Genomic DNA, 13,830 nt, shown 5'->3' with positions numbered 1-13,830 from the left:
AGTGCCGACCTTCCGCTATCGCGCGCTCGACCGGGCCGGCGCGCAAGTCTCCGGCCGGATCGAGGCGACGGCGCGCGAGGGCGCGCTGTCGGCGCTGCGCAAGTCGGGGCTGAAGCCGATCGAGGTGGTCGAACTGACCGGCAAGGCCGCGCGAGGGGCCAGGCGCAAGGGGGCGGACAGCAAGGTGCGCCGCCTTGCCACCAACTTCTTTGCCGAACTCGGCGTGCTGTTGCAGGCGGGGCTTCCGCTCGACCGCGCGCTGGGCATCGCGGTCGACAACGTCCACGATCCGCTGCTGCGCCCGCGCCTTGGCGAAGTACTCTCCGCCGTGCGCGAAGGCGCGCCGCTGTCCGCCGCGCTCGATGCGCAAGGCGGCGTGTTCCCCGCCCTTGCCCCGGCGCTGGCCGAAGCGGGCGAGGCCAATGGCCAGCTGGGGCAGGCGATGGCGCGGCTGGCGCAGATGCTGGAGCAGGCCGACGAGCAGCGCCGGATGATCGCGTCTGCCATGACCTATCCCATCGCGCTGACGGCCATCGCGCTCGGCGTGATCGCGCTGATGCTGCTGTTCGTGGTGCCGCAGTTCGAGCCGCTGTTCGCCTCGGCCCCGCCGGGCAAGCTGCCCGCCGCCTCGCTGGCGGTGATGGGGCTGAGCCGCTTCGTGCGCGAACAGGGGCTGATCCTGCTGGCGGTGATCGCAGGCGGCGTGTTCGCCGCGCGGCAGATGCTGGCGCAGCCGGGCACGCGCGCCACGCTCGACCGCACGGTGCTCGACGTGCCGCAACTGGGCACGCTGGTCCGCAACATCGAGACGGTGCGCTTTGCCCGCACGCTGGGCGCGCTGATCGACGGCGGCGTGCCGCTGCCCGCCGCGCTGGTGCTGGCGCGGCGCACGATCGCCAACCGCTTCATGAACAAGGGCGTGGGCGAAGTGGCCGACCTCGTGCGGCAGGGCGGCGGGCTCGCCGCGCCGCTGGCCGAACGCAAGGTGCTTGGCCCCATGGCGCTCAGTTTCATCCGCACCGGCGAGGAGACCTCGCAGCTTGGCCCCATGCTGGGCCGGCTGGCGACGGTGCTCGACCGGGACGTCAAGGTGCGTCTGGAACGCGCCATCGCGATCGCGACCCCCGCGATCGTCGTTTCCCTCGGGGTCATGGTGGCGGCAATGGTCGCCTCGATCATGGCTGCGATCCTCGGCTTCAACGATCTGGCAGTGGCGCAATGATCAAGAAAAACAACGCGATAAAAGCCAATGGCTTCACTTTGCTCGAACTTCTGGTGGTGCTGGCGATCCTCGGCCTGCTCTATGCCATCGTCGGGCCGCAGGTGATCAAGTACCTGTCCAGCTCGAAGAGCCAGACCGCGCAGGTGCAGGTCAAGAACATCGACGCGGCGATGAAGCTGCTGCGGCTCGACGCCGGGCGCTATCCCAACAACCAGGAGGGCCTGACGGCGCTGGTGACGCAGCCGCAGGCGATGCCCAACTGGCGCGGGCCCTACCTGCCCAATGCCTCGGCGCTGAACGATCCGTGGGGCCAGCCCTATCGCTATGGCAACCCCGGCAAGCACGGCGAGATCGACATCTACAGCTATGGCTCGGACAACGCCGAAGGCGGCGATGGCGAAGCCAAGGATCTGGGCAACTGGTAAACGGCGATGGTCCGCGCCCTTCCCCTTCCGCCTGCTGACGCGCGCGAGCGTGGCTTCACCCTGATCGAGGCGCTGGTCGTGCTCGCGGTGGTGGGGCTCGTCGCCGGGATCGCCTATCCGGCGATCGAGCGATCGCGCGATGCGCTGGCGCTGCGCCATGCGCGCGGGCAACTGGCGGCAGCGGTGGGCGCGGCGCGCGCCGGTGCGACGCGGACCGATGCGGCGGTGGCGCTGACGGTGGCCAACCGGGGCGCGGCGCTGGCCGCGGGCGCGGACAAGCCCGTCCCGCTCGACGAGGACGGGCGGATCGGAGTGCGCATGGTGCCCGCGCAGATCTGGTTCCATCCCGATGGCAGCGCGAGCGGCGGACGCATCCGCCTGATCGCCACGCAAGGGCCGACCGACTATGTTGTGGAGCCGGACACCGGCCTGTTCCGCGAAGCGAGGCCCGGTGATGCGTAAGGCTCCCGCCCGCGAGGACGCGGGTTTCCTCATGGTCGAGGCGCTGATCGCGCTGGCCATCGTCGCGCTGATGGCGGGCGTGGTGTTCGAAACCGTGTGGCAGATGGGCCAGACCGCCGCGCGCGGTGGGCAGCAGCGCGAGGCGATCCTGCTGGCGCGCTCGGTCATGGCCGCCGCCAGCGTCGATACGCCCGCACCCGCGATCCCGCCGAGCGGGCGCGATGGCGACATGGCGTGGACGATTGTCAGCACTGCCTATGGCGAGGGCGGCGCGGGCCGGCCCTTGCGCGAGCTGCACGTGGTGGTGCGCGATGCCGCAGCAGGCACGGTGCTGGCGCGGCTCGACAGCCTGAAGGTGGGATCGTGAGCGCGCAGGGCCAACGCGGCTTCACGCTGATCGAGGCGCTGGTGGCGCTGTTCGTGTTCGGGCTGGTCTCGAGCCTCGTGCTCGCGGTGATCGACCTCGAGACGCGGATCGACCGCACCGGATCGGAGCGCGATGCCGCGACGGCGCAAGTGGTCACGGCGCAGACGCTGCTGCGCCACCGCATCGAACAGACGCGCGCGCTGCCGGTGACGCAGGGCTATGGCGATACGCTGATGTTCTATGGCTCGGCCACGCAGATGACCTGGGCCGCGCCCGCGCTCGATGCGCGCGGGCCGCACGCGTTGCAGCAGTTCCGCCTCGCGATTTCGCCTGCCCGGGCGCTGACGCTCTATTCGGCCTCCACGCTTGCGGGGATCGACCCGCGGCTGGGGCTCAACGATGGCTGGCAGGCGGTGCCGCTGGTGGACGAGGTAACGCAAGTGCAGATCGATTATTTCGGCAAGGATCGCCTGTCGGGCCGCGATGCCTGGCAGATCGGCTGGGGTGGCCGTCGCGACCTGCCCAAGCTGGTGCGCATCCGGCTGGGCTTTGCCGATGGCGATGGCCGCCGCTGGCCGGTGCTGATGGTGCGCCCGCTTTCGGCGCAGACCGCGCCCTGCCCCAGCGACCGCAATTGCGGAGCGGATTCGTGAACCTGTCCGAATTGCTCAACGCCGACATGACCACGCTGGCGGGGTACGCCCGCGCAGGGTGGCGCTGGTGGGTGGACGAACTGGCCGCGATGCTGCCGCAGCGCTTCGTGGCCGGGCAGAGCCTTTCGGCGTGGCATCGCTATGAACGCGGGCGCATCGCGGTGGCGAGCGAGGGTGCGACCGATACGCTGGTGGTGCCCGATGCGCTGTGCCTGGTGCGCCACCTCGTGCTGCCGAAGATGGCCTTGCGCGATCTGGCGGCGCTGGTCGCGCTCGATATCGACCGGATCATGCCGGTGGCCGCCGACAGCATCGTCACCGCCGTTGCCGTGGCCGGGCCGGGGCCTCAGCCCGATACGCGGGCCGTGCGCGTGGGCGCGATGACGCGGGCCGAGGCGGGCACGATCGCAGCGGGGCTGGCCGAGGCAGGCCTTGCCGTCGCGCACGTCGGGCCGCTGGCCGAGGACGGGCAATCGCTCGCCTTCGACTTTGCCCCCGCGATGCGCGCCGCCGGGATCCTGCCGCCACAATCGCAGGCGCGCCGGTTCTGGTGGAGTGCGGTCGCGGTGCTGGCGCTCGTGAATGTCGGCGCGGCGGTGCTGCGCGACCAGCAGCAGGTCGACAGGTTGCAGGCGCTGGTCGATGCGCAGGACCCGGCGTTGATGGTGGTGCGGCGGATCGAGGACCGGCTCCATGCCAATGCGAAGCGGGTCGAGACGCTCGATGCGCGGCGGCGGGCGCATCAGCCGCTGGCGGTGCTGGCCGCGCTCGACCGCGCGCTCCCCGCCAATGCCTGGATCCAGCGCATGGAATGGGATGGCGAACGCGTGCGCCTTGCCGGATTCGCTGCGAAGGAGGTCAACGTGGTGAGCGCGCTCAAGCAATCGGGCGCCTTCGTGTGGGTGCGCGCCAACCGCGCCGAAGCGAGCGCGGTGACGCAAGTGGGCAAGCCCTTCGACCTGACCGCGCAAGCCCGCAAGGGAGGCGGACGATGAGACAGCTTTCCTTGCGAGAGCGCCGCCTGATCGCGGTGCTGCTCCTGATCGTCGCCGTGGCGGGCGTGCTGGCGCTGGTGATCGGTCCGATCGTCGATGGATTTTCCGCGCGCGCCGACCAGCGGCTGATGCTGGCGCAGACCTTCGCCGCCAACGAACGCCGCATCGCCGCCGTGGGCGTATTGCAGCACGAAGCGGAGCGCCAGCAGGACGCAATGCGGACGCGCTTCATGGCCGCGCCATCCGCCGACGAAGCCAACGAAGCCTTGCGCGAACGCATCGAGGCGATCGTGACGAGCCTGGGCGCGGACGTGAAGGCAAGCGAGGCGATGCCCGGCGAGGACGGCTGGGCGCGCGCCGCGATCGAGGCACGCATGGGCCATGCCCAGCTCGCCGCCGTGCTCGCGCGGCTCAATGAAACGCGCCCTGCGCTGTCGGTGGAAAGCGTCACGGTGATCGCCGACGACGCGCTCAGCAATTTCAAATCGGATCTGGTGGATGTCAGAATTGAAGCTTCGGCTCCTTTCCTTAGCCCCGACGGGCGCTAACGGCGCGGTCCTGCCCGCGGCCTGCGCGCTGCTGCTGGCGGCGGGCGCGGCCGTGCAGCTTGCGCTGCCGTTGCCCGGCGAGATGCCCGAGGTGGCGAGCGCAGGCCGCGCGCCCGAATGGCGGCTGCCCGACACCGCCGCGCTGCCCGCGCCCAATCTGGCGGACCGGCCCTCGCTGTTCTCGCCGATGCGACTGGTGGGGGCAAGCGGCGCAACGGCAGCCGACGGCACGCAGGCGGCGCCTCCGCCCGAAGGCCCCGTCGGTGGCGCTTTCGTGCTCGGCGCGATGCGCGCAGGCGGCCGCCGCGTGCTGCTGTTGCGCACCCCCGACAAGCGCGTGTTGCGCATGGTTCCGGGCGGCGCCTTCCACGGCTGGCGCCTGCTGGCAATCGAGGACAATTCAGGCCGCTTCCGCAAGGACGGCAAGACCATTTCCGTGGCCTTCGGCGCAACCGCGCCCGCAGGGCAGGACGGCGAAAGCAGCGAGAGCGAAGAGTGAGAACGATGAACCAGCCCCCTTCCCTCGCCCGTACGCTGGCGCTTGTACTGGCGCTGGCACCGAGTGCAGCGCAAGCCTCCGCCCCCAAGGTGATCGAGCCGGTCGAGCGCGGCCGGATGCAGGCCCCGCCGCCGCCAACGCCCATGCCCGATGGCGTGCAGACCACCATCGTCGGCGGCGAGGCTCCGCCGACCGCGCCTTCGCGCGGCGCGCCGGTGCGCCAGACGCCCAAGGGCAACATCGAGTTCAACATCCCCAGCGCCGACGTGCGCACGCTGGCGAAGATCGTGCTCGGCGATACGCTGGGCATTCCCTATTCGGTCAGCGTCGACGGCGATGTCGACGTGGGCCTTGCCACGCCTGGCCCGGTGGGCCGCCAGCAGTTGATCGAGCTGTTCGAAGCCGCGCTCAAGAAGGCGAACCTCGCCATGGTGTGGCAGGGCAGCGGCTATCGCATCATGACCGTGGCGGCGGCGCAGGCCGAAGGGACGTCGTTCCTGCCCGATCGCGGCTTCGGCAGCGAGACGGTCACGCTCCAGTTCGCCAATGCCGCCGAACTGCGCAAGCTGCTCGACAGCGTGGTGCCGGGCGCGGTGCAACAGGTGGACGATGCCCGCAACGCGCTGGTGATCGCGGGCACCGCCGCCCAGCGCAAGGCTGCGCACGAAATCATCGCCCAGTTCGACGTCAACTGGCTGCGCTCGATGTCCTTCGCGCTCTATGTGCCGCAGCGCACCGACAGCCGGTTGATCGTGCCCGAGCTGGAACGCCTGATCAACGCGCCCGATGCGCCGACGCGCGGCATGGTCCGCCTGATCGGCATGGACAAGCTGAACGGCGTGATCGCGATCAGTGCGCAACGGCAATATCTCGAGGACGTGCGCCGCTGGGTCGAGGTGCTGGACCGCGAAGGGACCAACAACGAAGCGCGCCTGTTCGTCTATCGCGTGCAGAACGGCCGCGCCAAGGATCTGGTCAAGACGCTGAACAGCACTTTCGGCATCGGCGGCGACAGCGCGGGCGGCATGGATGCGACCGCCGACCAGAACGGGGTCGGCAGCGGCATGAACAAGGGAGACGGCATCGACGCCCCCCCTGCGGCCCAGCCCGTCGGCGCGCCGCGCCGCAACGGCGCAGGCTTTGGCGATGCGTCATCGGGCAATGGCGGTGCCGCGAGCGCGCTCAAGGTCCGCGTCTCGTCCGACGACGTCAACAACGCCGTGGTGGTCTATGGCTCGACCCATGACTATGCCATCGTCGAGGACGCGCTGCGCAAGCTCGACATCGTGCCGATGCAGGTGATGATCGAAGCGGCGATCACCGAAGTCGGGCTCAACGACGACCTGCGTTATGGCGTGCAGTGGAACTTCCAGACCGGAAATTCCAATTTCGCGCTGTCGCAAAGCACCTCGGGCACCGATCCCACGCGCATCCTGCCGGGCTTCTCCTACTTCTATTCCAACGCCAACGACATTTCGGCCACGCTCAACGCGCTGGAAAAGCGCACCAACGTCAAGGTCGTCTCCGCGCCCAAGCTGCTGGTGCTGAACAACCAGACCGCCGCGCTGCAGGTGGGCGACCAGGTGCCGATCCAGACGCAAAGCTCGCAAAGCACGATCGGCTCCAACGCCCCGGTGGTCAACGCCATCGAATACCGCGACACCGGCGTGATCCTGAAGGTCACCCCGCGCGTCAACGCCAGCGGTTCGGTGCTGCTCGACGTGGCGCAGGAGGTGAGCGACGTTTCCACCACCACCTCGTCCGACCTCAATTCGCCGACGATCTCCACGCGCAAGATCTCGACCACCGTCGCGGTGCAGGATGGGCAGGTGATCGCGCTGGGCGGTCTGTTCCGCAATTCACAGAGCTTCGACAAGAACGGCTTGCCGATCCTGTCGCGCATTCCGGTGCTGGGCAGCCTGCTGTTCGGCACCACCACCAACACCCAGCGCCGCACCGAGCTGATCGTGCTGATCAAGCCGCATGTGATCCGCAACCCAGATGACCTTTCCGCGATCACCGAGGAGATGCGCGCCAAGATCTCCACGCTCGAACCGTTCAAGACCAAGGGCCGCATTCCGTGATACGCGACGGCCGCCTGCCGGACAGCGAGCGCGGCTATGTCATGGTCGCAGTCGTCGCCGGGATCGGCGCTATGGCGGCGATTGCCGCCACGCTGGTGCAGGCCACCGCCACGCGCATCGACACGCTCTCTGCCGAGGCACAGGCCGCGCGTCTTTCCGCCGCCGCCGATGCGGGCGTGGCGATGGCGGTCGCGGGGCTGACCAGCGAAGGCGTGCGCGCCAAGTGGGCCATCGACGGGCGCACCGAACACCGCAGCTTCGGCGGCGTCGCGCTCGACATCACGGTCGAGGACGAGCGCGGCAAGGTCATGCTCAACCGCATGGACGGCGAGAACATGGGCTGGCTGCTCGAAGGACTGGGCGTGCCCGAACAGCAGCGCGCGATCGCGCTCGCCTCGTTCGGAGACTGGGTCGATCAGGACGACGAAACGCAGGAAAACGGTGCGGAAAGCGAATACTACACGCCGCGCGGGATCTCGGCGCGCAACGATGGCCCGCGCACGGTCGAGGAACTGGGCGAGGTGCGCGGCTTCACGCCCCAACTCGTCGCGCGCATCGCCGCGGTCTCCACCGTCGATGGCGGAGCGCAGGCCTTCGACACGCGCTTCGCCAATCCGCTGGCGATCCGCGCCATGCTCGACGGGCGCGACGATTCGCCCGAGATCCTGGAACGCAAGCGCGAGCTTGCCGGGCAGCGCGTGGCGATCGCGCTCGATGATCCCGATATCTGGAAGGACCGCACCGTCATGGTCCGCGTGGCCGCGCGCGACGATCGCGGTGGACAGGCAAACCGGGTGCTGGTGGTGGAACTGACCGGCAACGACCTGCGTCCCGCCATCGCCCACTGGGGCCGCTGATTAACGTTGCAGCGGCAGGCCCCAGGGCGCGAAGACCTGCGGATCGTGCGGTGCCGCCGTCCGCATGCGTGGCGCAGCCACCGCGGCCAGCGCGGGCAGGCTTGCGGCATCGACCTGCGCGGCGCGCGCGATCACCTGCGGGTCGGGCAGGTCGAGCGACCAGTCGCGCTCCTTGCCGGAAACCGGAACACCGCCGGTCTGCGGCTTGTAGAAGATATGCGCGCCCAGCTTGGTCACGCGATCGAGCGTGGGCGCCCAGTACGGATGCACATAGTCGGCATGGTAGTTGAGCGCGCCCGGCACGCGGCGCGGCGCGTCTCCTGACAGGACGGCATCCGCCACCGCCCGCGCCGCGCTCAGCGTGCGGGGCAGCAACCGCCGCCGCAGCGCGCCATCGCAAGTGAAGGTGAACTGGCACCCCGTGCTGCGCCGCCAGCCCTGAAACACCACGCCGCATACCGACTTGGGAAACGCCGGGTGCGCCATGCGGTTCAGCACGACTTCGGCCACCGCCTGCTGCCCGGCCAGCGGCTCGCTGCCCGCTTCATAGGCAACGGCGAGCGTCAGGCACTGGCGATCCATCTCGCTCGCGGCAGGTGTCAGCAATGTTGCGGGGTCCTGCGCGCGCACCGACATGGGCGCGGCCAGCAGCGGCAGCAACGCCAGGCGCAGCGCGCGCGTGACCCGAAATGTGACATGGCCGCCCATGGCAGCCGCCTATCGGTCGAATGCGACAGTTTCCGGACAGCGTCGACCCGAACGCGTCACACGATAGTCACGCAAAGCGTCTAGCGCGCTGCGCGACGGGATGACGCACATGACTTCGACCAGTTTCCGCAACCTGACCACCGCGCTTGTCGCGGCGATGATTCTGCCGGGCTGCCTGGCAGGCGCGACGCGGCCCGCAGCCGCCACCGCCGAGCCCGCACGCCTGCCCGATCGCACGCTGAACTGCCGGTTGGGACATGCGACCAATCTCGACCCGCTCAAGCAGCAGGATCGCAACGAGATCACGTTCGACAGCTATCACGCGCTGTCGCTGCGCCTGCCGCCGATCGCGGCGCGCACCACTCCGCCGCCCGATGCGACCGAACCTGCCGAACCGATCGACCGGCGCACCAGGATCCTGTCCGATCCGGACGGTCTCACCGCAGGAACGCTAGGCACGTTCGAACGGGTCATCGACCTGTGGCCCGAACGCGTCGAATTGACCCTGCCGATGGATGGCGGCGTGTCCAAGCTGATGATCCTGTCCGACTACGATCCGGCCACGCAGACTGCGCAGATGTTCATGACCAACGCCACGGACCTCGCGACGTTCGATTTCAAGCAGACCTATCTCGGCCCCTGCGCGGTGCAGATCGAAGAACGCAAGAAGCCCGCCTGATCATGGTTAACCGCCGCTTCGACGATGATGCGGCCGACCACATTGCCGATACCCAGACAAGCCCGCCTCCCCCGCTGTTCCCGCAGGGCAGGCCAGACAAGCGGATCCCATGACCCTGACCCAGAACACCGTCGGCACTTCCGCTTGGCGCGCGGCCCGCATCCTTGTTGCAGCGGCAGCGATGCTGCCGCTCGCCGGGTGCGGGCTGCCCATTTCGACGCGGCACAGGATCACGCTGAAGGAAGCACCACCGCCGCAGCAGAGCCTGCCGAGCGAGGACATCGTCAAGGCGCTGACCTGCATCCGCGACAGCCACGTGCTCAACAAGATCCGCTTCGGCATCGCGGTGCATTCGGACGGCACCGGCAAGACCTCGTACGGCTACGAAGGCGCGACCGGCTCGTTCCTGCCGCAGGGCACCGCGGCGATCTGGGCCGCCGAATCGGTGATCCGCGCGGGCGGCCTCGCCATGAACTACTACGAGTTGAACACCGAGCGCGCCCTGCGCCAGTTCGGCGGCCCGGGGCTGGAACAGTCGCTGGCGCAAGCGCAGCAGACGCGCGCGCCCAACTTCATCATCTCGACAGCGTTCACCGCGCTCGATTTCATCGGCGGCCCGTCGATGGACATGCGCGTGGGCGGCGTGGGGCCCTACTACGACGTGCGCGGGGCCTCGCTGGAAGTGTCGGCCGAAATGTATCGTCCCGGCGACCGCATGACGATGGCGATCAGCTCGCTCAACCGGCAGATCTATTATCGTTCGGGCGGGCTTGGCATCGCGCGGATCATGGGCGGCGGCAACGGCACGCTGGTGACCGGCACGCTGGGCTTCAACGACCAGCAGCGCCTGCAGGAAGCGACCCGCGACGTGGTGGCGCTGTCGGTCGCCGACGTGCTGGCCGCCATGCCGATCGTGCCCGACAACTGCCGCAGCATGGTCGATGCGCTGAAGGGCTACCACCGTGCGGTCAACCAGCAGGAAGCCGAACAGTTCGAGCGTGAAAAGGGTAAGAAGGCGCCAAAGCAGGGGGCGAGGATGCCGACTCCGGCGCCTTTGATGCCGGTTCCCGCTGCGCCGCCCGCCGCACTTCCGGAAACGGCTCCCAGGGGCGCTCTGCAAGGCCAGAACGGCCAGACGCAGGCCCCCGCAGCGTCTGCACCGACGGTCGGCTCGAATGAAGTGAAACCACGATAAAACGCGTAATATCAGTGGATTGGTGAGTTATCGCGGTGAAATATTGCACTTCCATTAAGCAAATAGATCGCCCGATTCTCCGTAGAGTCACCGTTGTTTCAAGGAACCACTCCAATGGGCACGTGCTAGTACCTACGGGGCTAGAAACGGGGTTTTTACCAAGAACAATAGGGGTATGAACGTGACCACCATCAACAAGATGAAGATCGCGCTGCTCGGCGCGACCGCTCTTCTCGCCAGCACCGCCGCGCACGCGCAGGTCGCCGACACGTGGACGATCGGCACCGAAGGCGCTGACGCCACCGTGACCGCCACGAACCAGAACAGCGTCGCACTGAACGACTTCGGCTCGACCGGCGTCGGCACCGGCATGATCGTGTCGCAGCTCGACGGCACCAAGAACTCGGTCAGCGGCGCAGCCCTCGGCGCCAGCGCCTCGGTCGGCTTCAACACCACCACCTCGACCGACAGCAGCCTGACCGGCGTCCTCGCCGCCGACAACCTGAACGTCAGCGCCACCAACGCGGGCAGCGTCACCAACCTGAGTGCGATCGACGTTTCGGGCGGCGTTGCTGGCCAGCTCAACAGCGTTTCGCGCGTCGCGCTCGGCGCCTCGGCCGGTCTGAACGCTTCGACCACCGTGATCGCCGGCGACCAGGTGTTCAGCTACACCGCGCCCGCCACCTCGGTCACGGCCACCAACGACCTGAACGCCGACGGCGAAGCCCAGACGGTCTACGTCGGTTCGTCGATCGCGGGCGGCAGCGTTGCCGGCGACGGCAACTCGGTCAGCTTCGCGGGCATCGGCTCGTCGGCCAGCGCCGGTGTGTCGTCGACCGTTCTCTCGGGTTCGGAAACCGGCACCTTCAACCTGAGCCAGGCCGCTGGTGGTGATGCCAACGGTCTGACCGTCACCTCGACCAACGCCGCCAACGTGATCGTCACCGGCCCCGGCGCCACCGACAACGCCACGCTCGACCCGGCTGGCATCATCGACGCCGTCGAAATCACCGGCACCAACGGCAACTCGGTTTCGGCCGCTGCCCTCGGTTCGTCGGCCAGCGTTTCCTATGCGCTGACCGTCTACAGCGGTGACGTGACCAACTCGGCCGGCATCGGCGCGACGATCGACGCCGACGGCAACGCCGCGTTCAGCACCGATGGCGTGAAGATCACCTCTGTCAATGGCGGCACCTATGACTCGGCCACCGGCGATGTCGCCGCGCTCGACGTCGATCCGCTGCCCGGCGTGACCAACACCACGCAGATCGGCACCGTCGCGATCAGCAACACCGATGGCAGCAACAACTCGATCAGCGTTGCGGGCATCGGTGCCTCGGCTTCGTACTCGTTCTCGGTCACCGACGTGTCGGGTGCCGGTTCGGCGATCTCGAACAACCTGGTTGGCGGCACGCCGACGATCCTGGCCGCGAACTTCTCGGCTGTGAACGTCGACTCGGGCATCGGCGGCGCGACGATCGCCGGCGGCGTCAACAACAGCGTTTCGACCGCTGCGATCGGCGCTTCGGCCTCGCAGGCGTTCACGCTGTTCACGAAGTAAGCGGACACGCGGATGGCGTTTTTCGACATCCGTCTCCAAACGGAAAGGAGGGGCTTCGCGGCCCCTCCTTTTCGTCGTTTTCAAGGCCGGCTGGAACGGCGCGCAAGGGACCGGAGAATGACGATGAACACCTGCCGATTCGCTCGCCATCTGGCCTTGCACGCAGCCTGCGCGGCCACGCTTGCCGCCATGCCCGCCGCCGCGCAGATCGTCGCGGACCAGGACACCACGCTGACGGCCATCAACAATGGCAACGTCACGCTCAACGGCAGCATCAACAATCCGCAGATCCTTGGCGGATCGGGCAACGCCATCAGCCTCGTGTCGCAGGGCGCGGTCGTCACGTACGACCCCCGCCAGACGCTGACCAGCGATGCCACCACCATCAGCAATTCCACGGGCGCTCCGGTCAGCGTTTCGATCTCCAACATCAAGACCAACGCCATCAACTCGGGCAGCGTCACCTCGATGGGCACGATCGACGGCGAACAGTCGAGCGCCACCGGCGCCGTCACCATTTCCGCGATCGGCCTGCAATCGGGCTTCGCCATCTCGACCAAGCCCAAGGGCTGACCCGTTTCATCAGGAGCATTGCCATGACGCTTCGCAAGATCGCCACCCTCGCCGCTTCCGCCGCGCTCGTCATCGCCGGTTTCACCACGCCTGCGCTGGCCGGTGAATCCGCTGCCGCCTGGGGTACGCTCGGCTACAACGGCGGCGCCAGCCGCGCGCTCGCCTCGGCCCAGTTGCACCAGACCGAAGCCGCGAACGCGCAAGTCGAAACCGTGGGCAAGCAGGTGACGACGATGTACCGCTCGATCAGTTCGTGTGGGTACTGCGTCTACAACCAGATCACCGGCGACCAGAACTCGATCAACGGCAACACCATCACCGGGAGCAATCGGGGCACGACCACCGCTACCGGCACCTTCACCGGCAATTGAGACGGTCCGCAGGGGTGCGCGCCGGTCGGGCAACAATCGCGTTTTCGGGCGTGGTGGCCGGGCTGGCCTGCCTTTCGGGCGCAGCGTTGCGCGCTGCCCCGCCGCCGACTTCGACCGCGGCCTCGCCCATGCTGGAACAGGCAACGCCGCCGGTCGATAGCGCACCGCACGATGAAGACAGTCGCTGGCCGACAGAAGCACGCCAGCCGTCGCCCGCCGCGGCAAGCCCCACAACCGAGGGCGACGACGTCAGCCCGACGGCCAGCGTCTCGATCGCCGCTGCGGCAACCGCCGCTGCAGACGGGGTCGAAACGCCGCCGCTGGCCTCGTCGGCATCCAGCCGCGCACTGGCTGCGCCCGCCCCGCCGATCGCACCCGTAGCAGCCTCCGCCGCACGCGATCCCGGCGCGCAATTTGGCGCTTCGGTCGATCCCGCAATGCTGCGCAGGATCGCGGAACGGCTGGTGGCGATGGGTTTTCTGGGCACCAGCGAGGATGCCGGCGACCCGGTGGCGCTGTCGGATGCGGTGCGGGCCTTTCAGCAGGCCCGTGGCATTGCGCCCACCGGAACGCTGGATCGCGACACGATCGGGCAATTGCTGAGCTGATCCGGGGACACCCCGGCGCAGGC

Annotated in this window: 17 protein-coding genes; 16 read left to right on the top strand and 1 reads right to left on the bottom strand. The window is 68.5% G+C overall.

Features of this window, described 5'->3' with window-relative positions:
• Position 1 precedes the first annotated feature (1 nt).
• Genes K3A84_RS15750 through K3A84_RS15705 form a run of 10 tightly spaced genes read left to right on the top strand, consistent with a single transcriptional unit; the run spans position 2 to position 8,112 of the window.
• Entirely contained in the window at positions 2-1,222 is a 1,221-nt protein-coding gene (locus K3A84_RS15750) for a type II secretion system F family protein (protein WP_225010309.1), read from the top strand.
• Entirely contained in the window at positions 1,219-1,647 is a 429-nt protein-coding gene (gene gspG, locus K3A84_RS15745) for a type II secretion system major pseudopilin GspG (protein ID WP_225010308.1), read from the top strand. The genes K3A84_RS15750 and gspG overlap by 4 nt, the downstream gene beginning before the upstream one ends.
• Positions 1,648-1,653: 6 nt before the next feature.
• Entirely contained in the window at positions 1,654-2,109 is a 456-nt protein-coding gene (locus K3A84_RS15740) for a prepilin-type N-terminal cleavage/methylation domain-containing protein (RefSeq protein ID WP_225010307.1), read from the top strand.
• The gene (locus K3A84_RS15735; protein ID WP_225010306.1) at positions 2,102-2,476 is read left to right on the top strand and encodes a PulJ/GspJ family protein; all 375 of its coding nucleotides are present in this window, start codon (positions 2,102-2,104) and stop codon (positions 2,474-2,476) included. The genes K3A84_RS15740 and K3A84_RS15735 overlap by 8 nt, the downstream gene beginning before the upstream one ends.
• The gene (locus tag K3A84_RS15730) at positions 2,473-3,129 is read left to right on the top strand and encodes a prepilin-type N-terminal cleavage/methylation domain-containing protein (RefSeq protein ID WP_225010305.1); all 657 of its coding nucleotides are present in this window, start codon (positions 2,473-2,475) and stop codon (positions 3,127-3,129) included. The genes K3A84_RS15735 and K3A84_RS15730 overlap by 4 nt, the downstream gene beginning before the upstream one ends.
• Positions 3,126-4,124 carry a PilN domain-containing protein gene (locus tag K3A84_RS15725; RefSeq protein WP_225010304.1) on the top strand — a complete coding sequence of 333 codons (999 nt, stop codon included), beginning with the start codon at positions 3,126-3,128 and terminating at the stop codon, positions 4,122-4,124. The genes K3A84_RS15730 and K3A84_RS15725 overlap by 4 nt, the downstream gene beginning before the upstream one ends.
• Positions 4,121-4,672, top strand: coding sequence for a type II secretion system protein GspM (gspM, locus tag K3A84_RS15720; protein WP_225010303.1), 552 nt, complete (start codon positions 4,121-4,123; stop codon positions 4,670-4,672). Before K3A84_RS15725 ends, gspM begins: the two co-directional genes overlap by 4 nt.
• Positions 4,632-5,171, top strand: coding sequence for a hypothetical protein (locus K3A84_RS15715; protein WP_225010302.1), 540 nt, complete (start codon positions 4,632-4,634; stop codon positions 5,169-5,171). The genes gspM and K3A84_RS15715 overlap by 41 nt, the downstream gene beginning before the upstream one ends.
• A 5-nt stretch (positions 5,172-5,176) precedes the next feature.
• On the top strand, positions 5,177-7,255 hold the full coding sequence (gene gspD / locus K3A84_RS15710; RefSeq protein ID WP_225010301.1) for a type II secretion system secretin GspD: 2,079 nt from the start codon (positions 5,177-5,179) through the stop codon (positions 7,253-7,255).
• Positions 7,252-8,112, top strand: coding sequence for a type II secretion system protein GspK (locus K3A84_RS15705; RefSeq protein WP_225010300.1), 861 nt, complete (start codon positions 7,252-7,254; stop codon positions 8,110-8,112). The genes gspD and K3A84_RS15705 overlap by 4 nt, the downstream gene beginning before the upstream one ends.
• Here the strand turns inward: K3A84_RS15705 and K3A84_RS15700 are convergent, their stop codons facing one another.
• Positions 8,113-8,820 carry a cell wall hydrolase gene (locus tag K3A84_RS15700; protein ID WP_225010299.1) on the bottom strand — a complete coding sequence of 236 codons (708 nt, stop codon included), beginning with the start codon at positions 8,818-8,820 and terminating at the stop codon, positions 8,113-8,115.
• Between the two features lie 109 nt (positions 8,821-8,929).
• Between K3A84_RS15700 and K3A84_RS15695 the strand changes: the two genes are divergently transcribed.
• The 6 genes from K3A84_RS15695 to K3A84_RS20550 all read left to right on the top strand — a co-directional run bounded on the left by K3A84_RS15695 (position 8,930) and on the right by K3A84_RS20550 (position 13,807).
• Entirely contained in the window at positions 8,930-9,499 is a 570-nt protein-coding gene (locus K3A84_RS15695) for a hypothetical protein (protein ID WP_225010298.1), read from the top strand.
• A gap of 109 nt (positions 9,500-9,608) precedes the next feature.
• Positions 9,609-10,694, top strand: coding sequence for a hypothetical protein (locus tag K3A84_RS15690; protein ID WP_225010297.1), 1,086 nt, complete (start codon positions 9,609-9,611; stop codon positions 10,692-10,694).
• A gap of 181 nt (positions 10,695-10,875) precedes the next feature.
• Positions 10,876-12,255: a beta strand repeat-containing protein gene (locus K3A84_RS15685; protein ID WP_225010296.1), complete on the top strand. Its 1,380-nt coding sequence runs from the start codon at positions 10,876-10,878 to the stop codon at positions 12,253-12,255.
• A gap of 123 nt (positions 12,256-12,378) precedes the next feature.
• Positions 12,379-12,828 carry a hypothetical protein gene (locus K3A84_RS15680; RefSeq protein WP_225010295.1) on the top strand — a complete coding sequence of 150 codons (450 nt, stop codon included), beginning with the start codon at positions 12,379-12,381 and terminating at the stop codon, positions 12,826-12,828.
• A gap of 23 nt (positions 12,829-12,851) precedes the next feature.
• Positions 12,852-13,199: a hypothetical protein gene (locus K3A84_RS15675; RefSeq protein ID WP_225010294.1), complete on the top strand. Its 348-nt coding sequence runs from the start codon at positions 12,852-12,854 to the stop codon at positions 13,197-13,199.
• Positions 13,200-13,213: 14 nt separating this feature from the next.
• On the top strand, positions 13,214-13,807 hold the full coding sequence (locus K3A84_RS20550) for a peptidoglycan-binding protein (RefSeq protein ID WP_225010293.1): 594 nt from the start codon (positions 13,214-13,216) through the stop codon (positions 13,805-13,807).
• Positions 13,808-13,830: the final 23 nt, after the last annotated feature.

Source organism: Novosphingobium percolationis (genome assembly GCF_020179425.1).
Taxonomy (GTDB): Bacteria; Pseudomonadota; Alphaproteobacteria; order Sphingomonadales; family Sphingomonadaceae; genus Novosphingobium; species Novosphingobium percolationis.
The sequence above is the reverse complement of the archived record's forward strand: the minus strand, read 5'-3'. Positions and strand labels throughout refer to the sequence as shown.

Bases quoted from the DNA above. Each gene is read 5' to 3' on its own strand.
- K3A84_RS15700 (WP_225010299.1), bottom strand. From the start codon at position 8,820: ATGGGCGGCCATGTCACATTTCGGGTCACGCGCGCGCTGCGCCTGGCG.
- gspD (WP_225010301.1), top strand. From the start codon at position 5,177: ATGAACCAGCCCCCTTCCCTCGCCCGTACGCTGGCGCTTGTACTGGCG.
- K3A84_RS15695 (WP_225010298.1), top strand. From the start codon at position 8,930: ATGACTTCGACCAGTTTCCGCAACCTGACCACCGCGCTTGTCGCGGCG.
- gspG (WP_225010308.1), top strand. From the start codon at position 1,219: ATGATCAAGAAAAACAACGCGATAAAAGCCAATGGCTTCACTTTGCTC.
- K3A84_RS15735 (WP_225010306.1), top strand. From the start codon at position 2,102: ATGCGTAAGGCTCCCGCCCGCGAGGACGCGGGTTTCCTCATGGTCGAG.
- gspM (WP_225010303.1), top strand. From the start codon at position 4,121: ATGAGACAGCTTTCCTTGCGAGAGCGCCGCCTGATCGCGGTGCTGCTC.
- K3A84_RS15675 (WP_225010294.1), top strand. From the start codon at position 12,852: ATGACGCTTCGCAAGATCGCCACCCTCGCCGCTTCCGCCGCGCTCGTC.
- K3A84_RS15690 (WP_225010297.1), top strand. From the start codon at position 9,609: ATGACCCTGACCCAGAACACCGTCGGCACTTCCGCTTGGCGCGCGGCC.
- K3A84_RS15740 (WP_225010307.1), top strand. From the start codon at position 1,654: ATGGTCCGCGCCCTTCCCCTTCCGCCTGCTGACGCGCGCGAGCGTGGC.
- K3A84_RS15680 (WP_225010295.1), top strand. From the start codon at position 12,379: ATGAACACCTGCCGATTCGCTCGCCATCTGGCCTTGCACGCAGCCTGC.